This is a genomic window from Flavobacterium hibernum (assembly GCF_000832125.1).
In the GTDB taxonomy this organism is placed as follows: Bacteria; Bacteroidota; Bacteroidia; order Flavobacteriales; family Flavobacteriaceae; genus Flavobacterium; species Flavobacterium hibernum.
In genome coordinates this window covers 1-15288 of sequence record NZ_JPRK01000013.1, presented here as the reverse complement: position 1 = coordinate 15288, position 15288 = coordinate 1, and the positions used below count along the sequence as shown (strand labels likewise).

The following is a 15288-nucleotide window of genomic DNA, read 5'->3' as shown; positions in this document are numbered from 1 at the left end:
TTTATTCGTATTTGAGAGGTAGCACAATAATGAAACTTGCACCTTTTCCTATCTGACTTTTTGCTGTGATTAATCCGTTATGTTTTTCGATGATTTTTTTTGCAATTGCCAAACCAATTCCGGTTCCTTCGTAAGATTGGCGATCGTTTAAACTTTGAAAAATAATAAATATTCGATCGAGATAAATTTCATCAAAACCAATTCCGTTGTCTTTTACTATAATTCTACAAAACTTTCCATCTGGAGAAACTGGACTGTTAAACGCTTTATTTGAGATTAACTCCGAGGTAATTTCGATTAATGGATTTTCCGAGTTTCCGGAGAATTTTAATGCGTTTCCAATTAAATTTTGAAAAACCTGTCTCAATTGACTTGGTATACTATCGATTGTTGGGAGTTCACTTGTTTTTACTGTCGCATTTTTTCGTTCGATTAGATAATCAAAATCTGAAAGTACTTCTTGCAACACCACATTTAAATCCGTCATTTCTGGTTTAACCTGCGATGATAATCGCGAATAAGCCAAAAGATCTGTAATTAAAGTCTGCATTCTTTCAGCAGATTTAATGGTACGATCTACATAATCGACGGCTTTTGCATCATCGGCCAAATAAAGTTCTTTTATTATTTTAATAAAGATTTGAATTTTGCGAATGGGTTCATTTAAATCGTGCGAAACTACCCAGGAAAATTGCTGTAGTTCATGGTTTTTCATCTCTAGTTCTTCGTTTTTCAAAACCAACTCTTTGGTTCTTTCTGCGATTTTGATCTCGAGATTATCTTGTGCTTCTTTTCGAATTTTAATTTCTTTAGAAAGAAGATCTTTAATACCTTTTAATTCATTTTGCTGTTCGTAAATTTTTAGGAATGTTTTTACTTTTAAAATAAGCAAATCAGTATCGACAGGTTTTGTAATATATTCGACAGCACCGGTTTCGTATCCTTTAAAAATGTATTTTTTTTCGATATTTAATGCTGATAAAAATATAACAGGAATATCTTTGGTTCTTTGATTGCCAGAGAGGATTTTCACAACTTCAAAACCGTCAAGTCCCGGCATTTGAACATCCATGATAATTAAGCAATAATTTATTTTCAGAATTTTCTTCAGGGCTTCCTCTCCAGACTCAGCCGTATCAACATCGATATTGTGCAATTCCAATGTTTTCTTTAGGGCAATTATATTTGCCTTTATATCGTCTACGATTAATACCATGCTGTTGTGGGAAGTAAAGTTTTATGAATTCTCATGTTTTTGTTTAAAATTACCTTTAAAAACTGCCATTTAAATAGCTTATTCTCTATTTTAACTAATGAAAGATAAACTCTCAAATTTATATAAAAAAAAGAGAACTATTTTTTTTACAAATTATAATTCGTTACATAATTCCCATGTTTCGTATTAAAAATCCTGCAAAAATTTATTGAGACAATCTTAAATTTATTTCGGTTAATTTTTATCTAAAGGAACAACTACTTTAGAGATTGATTAATTAGTTTAAAGCAAAGGCGTTATGAAAAATATTAAAACATTTCCTGAACAAAAACAAAGCCTTCCGGGTAACGAACATCAAATGCGTCCTGAACCACAAATCATTAGAGAAAACTACACTGGAAGTGGAAAACTATTAGGAAAAGTCGCTTTTATAACTGGTGGCGATAGCGGAATTGGCAGAAGTGTTGCTGTACATTTTGCCCGTGAAGGCGCTAATGTTGCTATTGTTTATTTGAAAGAAGATAAAGATGCACAAAAAACCAAGGAACTCGTTGAAAAAGAAGGTCAACAATGCCTGCTGATTAGCGGAGATTTAAAGGACGAAAAGTTTTGTAAAAGTGCCGTAAAAAAATGTCATTCGTTATTTAAGAAAATAAATATTGTTGTAAACAATGCTGCGGTTCAATTTCCGCAAAAAGAATTGGAAAAAATAACTGCATCGCAGCTTCACAAAACGTTTGAAACCAATATTTACCCTTATTTTTACATTACTAAAGCCGCTCTACCTTTTCTTCAGGAAAACGACACAATTATCAATACAAGTTCTGTTACAGCTTATCGTGGCAGCGATCATTTAATAGATTATGCCAGCACAAAAGGCGCAATTGTAAGTTTTACAAAATCATTATCAAGAATACTTGCCGAAAGAAAAATAAGAGTTAATGGTGTTGCTCCCGGACCTATTTGGACGCCTTTGATTGTCGCTAGTTTTGATACATTGGCCGATTTTGGAAAAAATAATCCGATGGGAAGAGCTGGACAACCATCAGAAGTAGCTCCAGCTTATGTTTTCCTGGCTTGCGAAGATAGTAGTTACATTACCGGACAATTTATACACATAAATGGCGGAGAATTAGTGAGTGGATAACATTTTATAAACACAAAAACCATGAATTTCATTGATATCATAGGACTTTTTGCAGGAACTTGTGTAACCATTTCTGTAATTCCCCAAATTATAAAAGTGTGGAAAACGAAAAAGGTAAAAGAAATCTCGCTTAAAACTTTTAGCATCCTTACTTTCGGTATTTTGGTATGGATTATCTATGGCATTTTAAAAAATGATCTCCCTATAATTATCACAAATTCAGTTTCACTTTGCTTAAATCTAATTATGGTTTATTTTATCATCTATTACGAAAAAGAATAATGCTTTGTAAAAAAGATTGTAAGGTTCTAAGTTGCTAAGGAACTGAGTTTTTTATTAGTGCGATGAAATTATTGTGACAAAAAAAAACAGCTTTTTGAGCTGTTTTTTTTGAAATAGAAATCTAAAAAGTGCATTAGCTAGCCAATTTTTGATTGAATGGCTTATAGGATAAATGATATTTCTCTTTAAAAATACGGGGCAAATAGTGACGGCTAGCTAATCCTGCGGCGTAAATTACTTCTGAAAGGCTCATATTTGAAATTCTCTTGATTCCAATAATCTGCTTATTGGCCAAATTTATAATGGGATCAAAAGTTTCAAGATAACTATAACTATGTTGAACTATCTCTAGCTCAATAATATCGTTTAGAATTATTTTTTGAAGCAAGTTTCTAACAATTCCTTGCTGTGGAAGTGTTTTTAGTTCTTGCCATTTTTTTGATATTTTTAAACTCTCGGCACCCACATAAATATATCTTCCTGATGCTCTGGTAAATTTTCTCTTCAATTGAGTAATTACTTCCAAACTTTGATCATCGTAAGCTTTAGTAGGCATTCCAATTAAAGAAAACTGAATACGCTTATGACTTTCAAAATATAAAACATTATTAATAACAGAGGTATTGCTCAAAATACCAGTTTGATCCTTTTTAATACTTTTTTTGTCCCCATTAGCACCAAAACTATGAATAAGATTCCCATTGTCGCAATGAAGAAAAAATACTGGTAATGAACGGAAAGATTCTATACTTAACATTACATCATGATTTAGAGTAAGATCAAAATTCATGTGTATCATTCTGTCATCAAAACAAACACCGCTTATCGTTCCTCTTGCCCATTTTGACTTAATAATTAATTTATATTCATTATTAGAATCAATTGATAATTCGCCATCAAAACTGTCTTTAAGATCATTAAAAATAGCGTCAAATCCTCCAGTGTTTAAGTATAGTTTTTTCATTTTGGTTTTGTTTTGGGTTGAGCAAAGTGGTTAGTAGTTATTTACGTACAAAACACAACTTTGGTTTTATCTTATTTTGATATTTCAAATTTCAGACATATTGCTAATCAATACCTTATACAATTCCGTACAGATATTTCATAATTTTACTTAAGGCTTATTTGGAGATAAAAAAATACACAAGTTCAAAGGCAATTCTACTTAAAATTTGCCATACTTATAAGTACAAGAGCTCAAGCCTACTAGAAATAACCTTTCCTAATAAACCTCTGCCACTTTGAACCTCTGAGCCTTTGAAGCTTTGAACCTTTGCACCTAATACTTAAACCTAAGTAAGTTTATTAATATCCGCGTTTTTAGAGTAGTTTTCTTTGGGTATATCTTTAAAAAACTCAGCTTCTTCAAGGTCTGCCGTTGGACCGTAGCCTATTAAATGAGTTCCTTTTTTCTGGTCTTTTGTTTCAATTACATACAAAATAGACATATCATCAGGATCGCTCATACCTTCGTAGCGATGATGAGCCACAATAAAAATTTCGTTGGGCTGGTAGGCGTACTTTGTTTCTGAATCTAATAAAACTCCATCTTCAAATAAAAAATTTGAAGTGAAACCCTCGTCCTGATATTTTTTTATATAGTCGGTTTCATGTTTTTGTTCCTTTTTCATGATCTGAATTTTAATTGAGATTATTTTAAATCTAGTGTTCTATCAAATTTCATCATTCGAATAAAATTTAATTAACTCAATTGCTTTAAATCTTATCTCATTCAAAAAATCAAAATAAAATCAATAATAATTTTACTAATTTTAACAATTATATAAATCAATTTAGTCATCACTATATTTATTTACTAAATCAAATTGCTTTAACCAATACCAAATATAGACCTTAATGAATACTACAAACCACGATTTTCTAGCCAATGGAGGCGAAATGGGCGCACTAACACGCGCTAAAGACTGGAGTAAAACCTCAGTGGGTTCTGTAGAATTATGGCCTCAGAGTTTGCGTACAACTTTGGGAATTCTTTTAAATTCTAAATTTCCAATGTTCCTTTTTTGGGGTCCGGATCATATTTGCTTTTACAATGATGCTTATCGCCCGAGTCTTGGGAATGACGGAAAACATCCCGCAATCTTAGGTCAAAAAGGTGCTGAATTCTGGCCTGAAATCTGGGATTTTATTAAACCCTTAATCGATCAGGTTCTTATAAAAGGTGAAGCTACTTGGCACGAAGACCAATTATTGCCCATTTATAGAAACGGAAAAATGGAAGACGTTTACTGGACTTTTAGCTACAGTCCTGTAAATAATGATGAAGGAAAAATAAATGGTGTACTTGTTATCTGTAATGAAACTACAGACAAGGTTAATATTCTTAAAAAGCTAGAAAACAGCAATCAGCGTTACTTAAATAATATTTTGCAAACCCCAAATGCGATGTGCATTTTTCGAGGAAAAGATCATATTATTGAAATTGCAAATGAGCTGATGCTTGAAATTTGGGAAAGAAAAATAGAAGACGTTATCAACAAACCTGTTTTTGAAGCATTGCCAGAAGCTACAGGTCAAGGTTTAGAAGCTATTTTGGAAACCGTTTATAATACAGGCGAAAAATTTACGGCATACGAACTTCCTGTGAAATTAATTCGAAAAGGAAAAATCGAAAATACCTTTATTAACGTAATTTATGAAGCCCTAAAAGAGCCTGACGGAACAATTTCCGGAATTGTTACCATTGCAAACGACGTAACACTTCAGGTTATTTCCCGCAGTGCTGTTGAAGAAAGCGAAAAACGTTTTAGAAATACTGTAAAACAGCTTCCGCTTGGTATCGCAATTCTTAAAGGTGCCGATTTGATTGTCGAAATGGCCAATACTGCTTACCTTCAAATTGTCGATAAAACGGAAGATGATATTTTAAATAAGCCTGTATTTGACGTAGTTCCCGAGGCTAAAAATATTGTTCATCCTTTACTTTCTAAAGTTTATGAAAATGGAGTTCCTTATTATACAGATGAATTAGAGGTAACCTTAAACCGTTACGGAAAACAGGAAGTTTGTTATTTTAATCTAGTTTTTCATCCTTTAAGAGAAGAAAATAATGCTGTTACCGGAGTTATAATTGTTACTTATGAAGTTACCGAAGCTGTAAAAGCAAGGCATTTATTGAGTGAAAGTGAAAAGGCTTTTAGAAAATTAGTAATGGAATCTCCTATTGCAATGGCAATTTTTAGAGGAGAAAAACATATTATAGAATTAGCAAACAATACCATGATGAACACACTTTGGCATAAAACCGAAGAAGAAACTATTGGTAAACCTTTGCTCGACGTTTTTCCGGAATTAATTGACCAAAAATATCCTGAATTACTGGATGAAGTGCTTATAAAAGGTAAAATTGTAAAAGAAAACGAATCGATAGCATATGTCGATATTAGAGGAAAACTCGAAGCATTTTACCTCGATTACCAATACACGCCATTGTTTGAAAAAGAAGGCAATATTTCTGGTGTAATGGTGACCGTAAATAATGTTACGGACAAAGTGGAAGCCCGAAAAAAAGTGGAAGATGCAGAACAAAGAGCAAGATTAGCGGCAGAAATTGCAGAAATTGCTACTTGGGATTTAGATATACCTTCGCAGAAACTAATTTATTCGGAAAATTTACTGACTGTTTTTGGACTCGATAAAAACACCGAATTAACACGTTTGCAACTACTTAGTCAAATACATCCTGATGATAAAATCGTTCTTGAAAAAGCATTTCAGCAGGCTCTAAAAACAAGTATTTACAAATACGAATCCCGAATTATAAAACCAGACAATTCTATTTCCTGGATTAGAGCGCATGGAAAGATCTTTTTTGATGATAATAAAGAACCTTCAAAAATGTTGGGAACTGTTCTGGACATTACAGATGAAAAGAACAATCAGGAAGTTTTAAGAAAAAAAGAAGAAAAATTCAGGCTTCTTGCAGATTCAATGCCACAGTTTGTATGGACAAGCGATGCAATGGGAAATTTGAATTATTTTAATCAATCTGTTTACACTTTTTCAGGTTTTAATAAAACTCAAATTGATAAAGATGGCTGGTTGCAAATTGTACATCCAGAAGATCGCGAAGAAAATATAAACGCTTGGATGGAAGCTATAAAAACAGGAAATGACTTTTTGTTAGAACATCGTTTTCGACGTTTTGATGGCGAATACAGATGGCAATTAAGCAGAGCCATTGCTCAAAAAGACACTAAAGGAAATATTCAAATGTGGGTTGGTACAAGTACTGATATACAGGATCAAAAAGATTTTACGAATCAGCTTGAAGAAGAAGTTCACGAACGAACTGCAGAGTTAGAACTCAAAAATAAGGACTTGATTAATATGAATATTGAACTGCAATCTTTTGTCTATATTTCAAGTCATGATTTACAAGAACCACTTCGAAAAATTCAAACTTTTGCCAGTCGTTTGGCCGACTTAGATGAGCAAAATATATCAGGAATTGCAAAGACTTATCTTGGCCGAATTGAATTTGCTGCAAAGCGAATGCAAACCTTAATACAAGATCTTTTGACCTATTCGAGAACCAATTCTGCCGAAAGAGTTTTTGTAAAAGTAAATTTGGATGATTTTGTCGAAGAGATCGAAAATGATTTCTCTGAACGTATCGAAGAGAAAAATGCTCAAATAAAGTTTCATCCTCTTGGACAAGCTACAGTTATTCCGTTTCAGTTTAGACAATTATTGCAAAATCTGGTTGGAAACGCGTTAAAGTTTTCTCGAAAAGATGTTGCGCCAATTATCGATATCAAAGCCAATAGAATTAAAGGAAGTACCATAAAACATAAGGTCGATTTTCCTGATAAAATGTATTATCACCTTAAAATTTCTGATAACGGAATTGGTTTCGAAGACGAATACAAAGAACGCATTTTCGAGGTTTTTAAACGCTTAAATACCGAAAGTGAATTCTCAGGAACCGGGATTGGTCTAGCCATCGTAAAAAAGATCGTAGAAAACCATAAAGGAATTATTAAGGCAAGTGGCGAAAAAGATAAAGGCGCCACTTTTGACATTTATATTCCTGATTTATAATACATTTTTAAGATTTATATACAAAATCCTTATCGGTTGGTTTAAATTTATTCCAATCGATTTCGAGCGCATGATCGATCGATCTTATTATATCTTTCATCAAAACAGGTTTTGTAATAAAATAATTAGCCCCAAGTTTGCGGCATCTTTCAATTATACTTGGCTCATTTGATGTTGAGAAAATAATTACCGGAATATCATTTTTTTCTTCAGAATTTCTAAGCTCCGTAAGAACATCAAAGCCGTTCTTGCCAGGCATATTCAAATCTAAAAATACGACATTTGGTGTTGGTGGTGGATTATAAATTGCTTTTAGCAACTTTTCGCCTCCAGAATACGTCTGAAGCTGTATTTTTTTGGACAAAGACTCGACCGCATCAGTAAAAATACTCAAATCATCTTCATCGTCGTCCGTGTAAAATATCGTTAAATCAGTCATAAAAAGTTAGGTAATTGGGTATTTTCTTTCTCAAAGGTAACCAAATATATAGACTAATCAATCGCTTTTTAAATATCATCCTAATAATCGATACTTGAAATCTCATAATCTTTTAAATTAATTGTATAAGCTCAAAGGTTATAAAATCATCAACTTTACTATTATCAAGTTATTAACAACAAAATAAAAATTACAGCACTCACTAAATGAGCACTTTAATTATAACAAATCTATTAATAAAGTAAAAGATAAAATCATGGGAGATCATAAAGACCTTACAAACGAATTTGCCGTCGAAAAAATAAAAGACTTGGCAGAAAATATAAAAACGTGCATGTTTTGTACTTATAATGAGCATAGACTACAATCGCGCCCTATGGCGGTACAAAAAATTGATGATCTGGGACAACTGTGGTTTTTATCAGATAGAAACAGCAGTCATAATGCAGAAATTAGCCTTAATCCGCAAGTCGAACTATTTTTCTCTGAACCGCACGATAAATTCCTTACTATACACGGAAACGCAAGTATTTCTTACGATAGAGAAACAATTAAAGAATTATGGAATCCTATTGTAAAAGTCTGGATGCCAGAAGGAGAAGATGACCCAAATTTAAGTGTTATTAAAGTAGTTCCGGAAGATGGTTATTACTGGAACAACAAAAACGGAAAAATGGTAGCAATTGCAAAAATGGCAACTGCTTTTGTAACAGGAAAAACAATGGATGACGGAATTGAAGGCAATTTAAAATTGTAGTTTTTTAACTGCCAAGAGTGCTAAAATTTACGCAAAGCTCGCAAAGAATCAAACCTTGCGAACTTTGCGTTTTTTTTGGCATTTTATTCAAAAAACAACAACCTCATTCCAACATACCTTTTAAAGCTAACGCATTTAAAATCCCAGCTTCACTTGCAGTATTATTAAAATATATAAATCCTGATTTTAAATTAATTACATTCTTTATATAAAGTAATTCTTCAGGTGAGTAACTTGAGTAAAACATCGTAGAAACACCATGAAGTCTGATGTAAATAAGCGGAAAATCTTTAAAAATAGTTTGTGGTAATTGAGGATGGCTTACACTGCAAAACGTAATATTATTATCTAGAAAAGCGTCCCAAACTTCTTGATTCCACCAACTTTCGTGTCGAAATTCGATTACATTTTTAAACTTTAGCTCTAAATTATTGATAATTTGACTGAGTTTCTCTGAATTAAACTGATAACTGGGTGGAAATTGAAATAAAACACAACCTAATTTCTCTTTTAAACCCATTTCGCAAACCTTATAAAACTCCAAAATTCGATCTTCGCAATCAACAAATTTCTTAATATGAGTAATTTCTTTTGGCGCTTTAACGGAAAAAATAAAATTCTCAGGCGTTTTTTTATACCAATTACCAAACACTTTTACAGTTGGAAACCTATAAAAGCTTCCGTTGAACTCATATGTGCTAAAGCGCTGGCAATAAAACTCAAACCACCTTGAGGATGACAAGTTGTCAGGATAAAAAACTCCCTTCCAAAGCTTATTATTAAAGCTCGAGCAGCCAACTAAAACTTCTTTTTTCATTTCTCTAGTTTTTGATCGTTGGTAAAAAAGAAACTTCAACAATTTCATTTTTAGAATTAGCAAAGATTACCTCTCCTATCTCATTATAAAATTTATGTTATAAACCAAAAAAGTGCAACATAAGAGCTGCACTTTTTAGAAATCTGTTTTTTCCATTATTCTGTTTCTGCCGCTTCAAGATTTACTGCATCGACAGCAATTATGGTTAGCTTTTTATCTGCAGATTTTTCCTCTTCAAGCGTTTGCTCTAAAATTGTTGCTGCTTCGGCCAAACCAAGTGTTTCTGCAAACTGTCTTAAAGTGCCGTAAGTAGCAATTTCGTAGTGTTCTATTTTTTGCGCAGCCGCAATAATACCTGCATCACGCACACCTCCTACTTCGGTTTCTTCAATAATTCCTTTTCCTTCTTCAATTAAACCCGCCATTGCATCACATTTTTTTGCCGAAGCTTTTTTACCAATTAACTCAAAAACCTTCTCTAAACGAATCACATGTTCTTCGGTTTGGGTCAAATGGCTGTTTAAAGCCTCTATTAAGTCTGCTGACGTTGCATTTTTGGTCATTTGAGGTATTGCCTTAGTCAAAGCCTTTTCGGCCCAGTAAATGTCCTTTAATCCATCTTCAAATAAATCTGTCAATCCAGAGGCTGCATCTGATTTTGGTTTTGTTACTCCTTTTTTTACTTCTTCTTTAGAAGTGCTTTCTTTTGCATTATTAGTAGTTTTCATGGTAATAATTTTTATTAATTAATATTTGATAAAATTACCAGCTTGATTATCAGATAAGTTATATCATTTTTTACTTAAATTGTATTCTAAACACCTGTGTATTATAGAACTCCATTTTAGAATTCTGTAAGCCTTTTTTTAGCTTGAGCGATAACTTTGTAACATAACAATCTTAAATACTCAAATAATGGAAACATATACAGATTATACCTATCAGGAAGCCGAAATTTATTTTCAGCAGAAATACAAAAGCGGACACTTAGATCTGGATACTCAAATAATAATTGACAATGCGATTGACAACCTTCTTAAAAGCGATAATATTTTTAGAAATGAAAATATTCCAAACGAAGAACAAGTTGTAAATGAAGACGATCATATTACCAATACAGAGCACGAAGAAGATGAACTTGATCGAACTGATGATTTTGACGAAGAAGAACACATTGAAGATGAAGATCATTTTGATGATGACGATTTAGAACGAAACGATAACTAAATATCAAATTCAAAAACGCAAAAAACTAAAGATGCCGTTATTCTTACGAATAGCGGTTTTTTTATGCTATAAAATACAACCATCTGTTAACTATACAATTATGCAATACAATTCTGTAATACAATAACTTAGTTTCAGACTTAGATTTGTTTAATATAAATTTAAAATCAAGCATCATGAACACTACAGATAAAAAAAATAGCGCATTAAAAAGAGATCTTAAAATTGAGAGTTCAAACCAAAGAACTACTCCAACAAACGAAGATCTTTTTAATCTCGACAAAATAAAACGTGCCGAAGATAACAACAGAGAAATTGCCAATCGCGGTTACACAATAAGAGACGGACATAACCCGAATAAACCAAATCCTGACGAGAAAGATTTTCAGGAAGATGATTTAGACACTTTAGACGACGATTTTCATAAAGATCGTGACCTTGAAGATAACAATGACGATATCTACGAAGTCGAACTCGAGGAAGGCGAAGACGAAGAGGATGAACTAGACATCGACGGAAATTTAAACGAAGTAAACGACGAATTAGACAATCCTTCTGACGATTTTAATGAAACCGAAGAAGACCTAGAAGATCTCGACCAGGACGACGAAGAGGAAGAAGAATACATCGAAGATGACATTCAGGAAGAGGATTCTAAAAAAGTTTAGTCTTTTTTTAGGTTCAAAGAAACAAAGGGACAAAGGTTCAAAGGGAAAATTGGTGTTAAACTAAATACACCAAACTAAAACCTCTGAACCTTTGTCCCTTTGTACTTCTAAACCTGCATAACTCAGAACCTCTGTCCCTTTGAACCTTTGAACCTTTGAATCTCTCTAAAAAACTAATCCCCTATTTTTTCTAAAACCGGAATATCATCCATTTTTTGCAGTCTTTCTGCCAATCCGGCTTTGGCTTCAATCAATTCCAATTCGGCTTTACCCAATTCTTTGTACCATTTTTCCTTTCCAATTTTTGAGTTTTCTATTTTTCGCAGAATCTCATAAATCTCGCCTTCGGCTTCCATAACCTTAAGTCTTTTGTAATAAGTAAGACTTTCGGTCATGTGCGCAAGAGCAATCATCGCGGTTAAAAACGGATGATTGTTGGTTACATTGACATCTTTAATTTTTCCATGTTCGAGTTCTACTTTCAAAGCAAAAGCAAATTCCTCCATATTAAAATCGTTATTTTTACTCTTCGGATCTAAATATGCTTTAATCGCTTCAACATTATTCATTGTCGAAAGATCTACATCTGTCTCTTTTTTATCGTTTAAATCCTTAAAAACAACATTTCCAATAGCTCTTGCCTCGGCAATTGTTGGATCGTTTTTAGGATTTTCAAAATCGCGTGTCGACCAATCCCAATTTTTAGGATGCACAGGTTTTAAATATTTTTCGCAAAAATCTGTCACATCATTCTTTAAACTCACCATTTCGTTGTCTCTCTTAATGTAAACATCTTGATAAGCACCACTTTTCGTTCCCATAATTCTATATTTTATATTTTTCAAAATGCAAACGACACATTTACCGAGATATATGTGTCGTTTTTTATTTGTTTTTTAAACTACGTTTAGTTTAAATTCTTTTTCTTCCACTAATTAGTGATATAACGAATAAGACCAAAAAGATGAAGAATAAAACTTTAGCAATACTTGCCGCTCCTGCAGCAATTCCTCCAAAACCAAATATTCCGGCTACTATAGCAAGAATGATAAAAATAACTGTATAACGTAACATAAGCTTGAATTTTTAGTTGATAATGATTTGTTTGTTACTCAAATTTCATACTTTTAAAAGAGATGTATTAACTCTAAATATTAATTTATTAGCACAATCAAATTTGTTTTACGACAAATCGATTTGATAGTTTTGTACCAGTTCTGAAAATGCAATTTCGGTATGCGAAAAATATTCTTTGTTGCTTGGGCATTTTTTTGCCCTGTCAAAATATTGTTCAATCGAACTGTCTTCATAAGTCGACACCAATAATGGATGAACGTAGTAATTTCGACAAACATTTCTTGTATTTCCAAGTGCTTCGGCCGTTGTGTCAAAAGCAGATAGAATGTTCTTTTTAATTTCCTTTTCGTCGGTTGTAGTTCCTATTTCCATCAAAGTTTCAAAAAACACAATCGATGCCGCCCAGGTTCTAAAATCTTTTGCACTAAAATATTCGCCCGAAATTTCGTGTAAGTATTCGTTAACCATATGGCTGTCGAGCACTTTTCTTTCGCCGTTTTTATCATAATATTTAAAAACTTCCCACCCCGGAATTTCCTCGCATCGACTCACCAATTTTACCAATTGCTTGTTTCTGGTCGTAATCGTGTGCTTCACTCCTTTTTTTCCAGTAAATTCAAACCGAAGAGAGTTTTTATTGATATTAATATGGCGTTTTCTTAAAGTCGAAAGTCCGTACGATTTATTATCTCTTGCATACTTTTCGTTTCCAATTCTAATATGCGTTTCTTCCATTAACCGAATGACCAGTGCAACTACTTTTTCTTTAGACCACTCTTTTTGTTCCAAATCTAAATCGACTTGTTTTCTAATCGAAGGCAATTTTTTACCAAACTCAGCAATTTTAAAAAACTTGGTTTGATTCCGAATCAAATTCCATTTCGGATGATATCTATATTGTTTTCGGTTTTTATCGTCTAACCCAACCGCTTGCAAATGACCATTTGATAAATCAGAAATTTGAACATTTACCCAAGCCGGCGGAAGCACCAAACTACTAAAGCGTTTCAACTCGCTTTTTTGCTTAATAAAGCGTCCGTTTTTTTTATAAACAAAACCTTCCTCGTTTTTAAAGCGCTCTATTGGCAAATCCTGATTTTTCACATAAACCAAATCCAACTTATCAAGCACCAAATGTGGCGTCTTAATTAGCTCATTCATTAGTTTTTGAGTTCTTGCAGTATTCATTTTCTTAGCGTTATTTTGGTTTCGGTTTTCTTAATTGACTTATACTTTTCTTTAATTTGTTCTAAGCGAATGAATTAAATTCTTTTTGCTCATGTATGATCTTCCAGGAATACCAACTCTTTTAGCCTGCTGATACAATTCTGCTTTCGTCCATTCGTCATAAGGCTTTGCTCTCCCGCCTTTTTCGCCAGCATCTGGTGTGTTGGCAATTCGAGCCGCTTTTTCTTTACTATAGCCAATTTCTAAAAGTGCTTGATACTGTTTTTCGTTTTTAATTCTTGCATCTGGCATAACTTGAAAATTTTAAGGTTACGTATTTAAAAATCTATAACCCAAAGTTCCCTCAAAAACAAGCCAAAAGTGTTATACAATTCTTGAATTTATTTTCATAATTAACAATATGTTAGAAAGTTATATCCATAAAAATAATCCAAAGAATAATTAGGAGCTATTTCCTGCTGTCCTTCCAAATCTTTTGTGCCTCCCGAAGCCTCGGGACCGGCACAAAAGGATTTTCCCTCCCATCAGGGCTAGATATCCAGTTTTGTAAGAAAGTTATTATAATCCAGTAACGGATTTTACTATATTTGCGGTTCTTAAACGACGATCGTTAAGAACGAAATAAGATTTGCCTTATGCTATGTAGTAAAGTTCCGAAAGGGCTTTGACGCCGTGAAGAAGCGTAAGACTACTAATGCATAAGGTTTTTTATTGTATTAGCTCACTTTTATATCCCTTTCCTTTTTTATTTTAATTTTCTTTGCGGATTATTGGAAAAGGCACGAAGTCAAGAGACTTCTCATAATTATGACTAGAGATTTAAATTTATAAGAAAATCACCTCATATAAATAACGAATTTTACTACATTTGCGGCTCTTAAACTACGACATTAAAATTTAAACAAAATTTACCTTTGTGGTATGACGACACTATCGGAAACAATAGTAACGTTATCAACTTAGGTTTTAAACTCGCTAAAATGTCAAGTTATGAGTACAAACACCCTTTCCAAAGAAGCCGAAACAAGGCTAATCAATTTCTTCAACACAACCATTACGCCTGGCGAAATGGCAAAAGCATTAAGGCAAGCAAATTATGTATTGGCTTTAGGCGTCATCCGACAAGACGAAACACCTCAACAAGAAATCATCAAATTAGAAAACAGCTTTTACTGGCTCAACGAGCTAGCCGAAGTTTTAAATCCTTATTTAGATGTAGAGTAAAACTCAATAGTTTTTTATAACAAAAAGCCCCGATTAAAATCGAGGCTTTTTGTTTCCGCGCTATCATTGTGTACAGCTGCACACTTCATAATTTTGTCATTTCGACGAAGGAGAAATCACACGAGAAACTCACCAATCTTTATCGATCAGCGCGTGAGATTTCTCCTTCGTCGAAATGACAA

The 15288-nt window shown here is 33.0% G+C and carries 17 protein-coding genes; 7 read left to right on the top strand and 10 right to left on the bottom strand.

Translation table 11 applies throughout. The annotated features are described in order from the left end of the window. Position 1: 1 nt before the first annotated feature. Positions 2 to 1216 (bottom strand): hybrid sensor histidine kinase/response regulator, encoded by a 1215-nt coding sequence (locus IW18_RS15565; RefSeq protein WP_041518818.1) that lies wholly within the window; start codon positions 1214 to 1216, stop codon positions 2 to 4. Positions 1217 to 1514: 298 nt separating this feature from the next. On the opposite strand from IW18_RS15565, the gene IW18_RS15560 reads away from it, so the two are divergent. Next, entirely contained in the window at positions 1515 to 2363 is an 849-nt protein-coding gene (locus IW18_RS15560) for an SDR family oxidoreductase (RefSeq protein ID WP_041518817.1), read from the top strand. A gap of 21 nt (positions 2364 to 2384) precedes the next feature. After that, positions 2385 to 2645: a SemiSWEET family sugar transporter gene (locus tag IW18_RS15555; RefSeq protein ID WP_041518816.1), complete on the top strand. Its 261-nt coding sequence runs from the start codon at positions 2385 to 2387 to the stop codon at positions 2643 to 2645. Between the two features lie 133 nt (positions 2646 to 2778). Here the strand turns inward: IW18_RS15555 and IW18_RS15550 are convergent, their stop codons facing one another. Beyond that, positions 2779 to 3609, bottom strand: coding sequence for a hypothetical protein (locus IW18_RS15550; RefSeq protein WP_041518815.1), 831 nt, complete (start codon positions 3607 to 3609; stop codon positions 2779 to 2781). A gap of 328 nt (positions 3610 to 3937) precedes the next feature. Continuing rightward, a complete protein-coding gene (locus tag IW18_RS15545) occupies positions 3938 to 4276 on the bottom strand; it encodes a hypothetical protein (RefSeq protein WP_041518814.1) in 339 nt (112 codons plus the stop codon). A 226-nt stretch (positions 4277 to 4502) separates the two neighbouring features. Here IW18_RS15545 and IW18_RS15540 point away from each other — a divergent pair, with 226 nt between their 5' ends. After that, positions 4503 to 7709: a PAS domain S-box protein gene (locus IW18_RS15540; RefSeq protein WP_041518813.1), complete on the top strand. Its 3207-nt coding sequence runs from the start codon at positions 4503 to 4505 to the stop codon at positions 7707 to 7709. Between the two features lie 7 nt (positions 7710 to 7716). On the opposite strand, the gene IW18_RS15535 is transcribed toward IW18_RS15540, so the two are convergent. After that, a complete protein-coding gene (locus tag IW18_RS15535; protein ID WP_041518812.1) occupies positions 7717 to 8148 on the bottom strand; it encodes a response regulator in 432 nt (143 codons plus the stop codon). Between the two features lie 256 nt (positions 8149 to 8404). Here IW18_RS15535 and IW18_RS15530 point away from each other — a divergent pair, with 256 nt between their 5' ends. Further along, positions 8405 to 8905 (top strand): pyridoxamine 5'-phosphate oxidase family protein, encoded by a 501-nt coding sequence (locus IW18_RS15530; RefSeq protein WP_041518811.1) that lies wholly within the window; start codon positions 8405 to 8407, stop codon positions 8903 to 8905. Between the two features lie 103 nt (positions 8906 to 9008). On the opposite strand, the gene IW18_RS15525 is transcribed toward IW18_RS15530, so the two are convergent. Both IW18_RS15525 and IW18_RS15520 read right to left on the bottom strand, forming a co-directional pair. After that, complete coding sequence (locus IW18_RS15525) at positions 9009 to 9722, bottom strand: DUF72 domain-containing protein (protein WP_041519003.1); 714 nt, start codon at positions 9720 to 9722, stop codon at positions 9009 to 9011. A gap of 155 nt (positions 9723 to 9877) precedes the next feature. Then, on the bottom strand, positions 9878 to 10450 hold the full coding sequence (locus tag IW18_RS15520; RefSeq protein WP_041518810.1) for a YciE/YciF ferroxidase family protein: 573 nt from the start codon (positions 10448 to 10450) through the stop codon (positions 9878 to 9880). Positions 10451 to 10637: 187 nt separating this feature from the next. Between IW18_RS15520 and IW18_RS15515 the strand changes: the two genes are divergently transcribed. Together IW18_RS15515 and IW18_RS23215 are read left to right on the top strand one after the other, a co-directional pair. Beyond that, positions 10638 to 10949: a hypothetical protein gene (locus tag IW18_RS15515; RefSeq protein WP_041518809.1), complete on the top strand. Its 312-nt coding sequence runs from the start codon at positions 10638 to 10640 to the stop codon at positions 10947 to 10949. Positions 10950 to 11125: 176 nt separating this feature from the next. Continuing rightward, positions 11126 to 11617: a hypothetical protein gene (locus IW18_RS23215; protein WP_052480179.1), complete on the top strand. Its 492-nt coding sequence runs from the start codon at positions 11126 to 11128 to the stop codon at positions 11615 to 11617. A gap of 173 nt (positions 11618 to 11790) precedes the next feature. Here IW18_RS23215 and IW18_RS15505 read toward each other — a convergent pair whose 3' ends face one another. The 4 genes from IW18_RS15505 to IW18_RS15490 all read right to left on the bottom strand — a co-directional run bounded on the left by IW18_RS15505 (position 11791) and on the right by IW18_RS15490 (position 14173). After that, entirely contained in the window at positions 11791 to 12438 is a 648-nt protein-coding gene (locus tag IW18_RS15505; RefSeq protein ID WP_041518808.1) for a DUF5661 family protein, read from the bottom strand. A gap of 91 nt (positions 12439 to 12529) precedes the next feature. Further along, a complete protein-coding gene (locus IW18_RS22955; RefSeq protein WP_041518807.1) occupies positions 12530 to 12691 on the bottom strand; it encodes a DUF1328 domain-containing protein in 162 nt (53 codons plus the stop codon). A gap of 108 nt (positions 12692 to 12799) precedes the next feature. After that, positions 12800 to 13882, bottom strand: coding sequence for a DNA topoisomerase IB (locus IW18_RS15495; RefSeq protein ID WP_041518806.1), 1083 nt, complete (start codon positions 13880 to 13882; stop codon positions 12800 to 12802). A gap of 51 nt (positions 13883 to 13933) precedes the next feature. Next, on the bottom strand, positions 13934 to 14173 hold the full coding sequence (locus tag IW18_RS15490) for a DUF7218 family protein (protein ID WP_041518805.1): 240 nt from the start codon (positions 14171 to 14173) through the stop codon (positions 13934 to 13936). A 699-nt stretch (positions 14174 to 14872) separates the two neighbouring features. Between IW18_RS15490 and IW18_RS15485 the strand changes: the two genes are divergently transcribed. After that, positions 14873 to 15106: a hypothetical protein gene (locus IW18_RS15485; protein WP_041518804.1), complete on the top strand. Its 234-nt coding sequence runs from the start codon at positions 14873 to 14875 to the stop codon at positions 15104 to 15106. Positions 15107 to 15288 lie beyond the last annotated feature (182 nt).

Coding starts and splice junctions, on each gene's coding strand:
- IW18_RS15505 (WP_041518808.1), bottom strand. CDS start 12,438: ATGGGAACGAAAAGTGGTGCTTATCAAGATGTTTACATTAAGAGAGAC.
- IW18_RS15555 (WP_041518816.1), top strand. CDS start 2,385: ATGAATTTCATTGATATCATAGGACTTTTTGCAGGAACTTGTGTAACC.
- IW18_RS15545 (WP_041518814.1), bottom strand. CDS start 4,276: ATGAAAAAGGAACAAAAACATGAAACCGACTATATAAAAAAATATCAG.
- IW18_RS15550 (WP_041518815.1), bottom strand. CDS start 3,609: ATGAAAAAACTATACTTAAACACTGGAGGATTTGACGCTATTTTTAAT.
- IW18_RS15485 (WP_041518804.1), top strand. CDS start 14,873: ATGAGTACAAACACCCTTTCCAAAGAAGCCGAAACAAGGCTAATCAAT.
- IW18_RS15535 (WP_041518812.1), bottom strand. CDS start 8,148: ATGACTGATTTAACGATATTTTACACGGACGACGATGAAGATGATTTG.
- IW18_RS22955 (WP_041518807.1), bottom strand. CDS start 12,691: ATGTTACGTTATACAGTTATTTTTATCATTCTTGCTATAGTAGCCGGA.
- IW18_RS15520 (WP_041518810.1), bottom strand. CDS start 10,450: ATGAAAACTACTAATAATGCAAAAGAAAGCACTTCTAAAGAAGAAGTA.
- IW18_RS15560 (WP_041518817.1), top strand. CDS start 1,515: ATGAAAAATATTAAAACATTTCCTGAACAAAAACAAAGCCTTCCGGGT.
- IW18_RS15540 (WP_041518813.1), top strand. CDS start 4,503: ATGAATACTACAAACCACGATTTTCTAGCCAATGGAGGCGAAATGGGC.
- IW18_RS23215 (WP_052480179.1), top strand. CDS start 11,126: ATGAACACTACAGATAAAAAAAATAGCGCATTAAAAAGAGATCTTAAA.
- IW18_RS15525 (WP_041519003.1), bottom strand. CDS start 9,722: ATGAAAAAAGAAGTTTTAGTTGGCTGCTCGAGCTTTAATAATAAGCTT.
- IW18_RS15565 (WP_041518818.1), bottom strand. CDS start 1,216: ATGGTATTAATCGTAGACGATATAAAGGCAAATATAATTGCCCTAAAG.
- IW18_RS15495 (WP_041518806.1), bottom strand. CDS start 13,882: ATGAATACTGCAAGAACTCAAAAACTAATGAATGAGCTAATTAAGACG.
- IW18_RS15490 (WP_041518805.1), bottom strand. CDS start 14,173: ATGCCAGATGCAAGAATTAAAAACGAAAAACAGTATCAAGCACTTTTA.
- IW18_RS15515 (WP_041518809.1), top strand. CDS start 10,638: ATGGAAACATATACAGATTATACCTATCAGGAAGCCGAAATTTATTTT.
- IW18_RS15530 (WP_041518811.1), top strand. CDS start 8,405: ATGGGAGATCATAAAGACCTTACAAACGAATTTGCCGTCGAAAAAATA.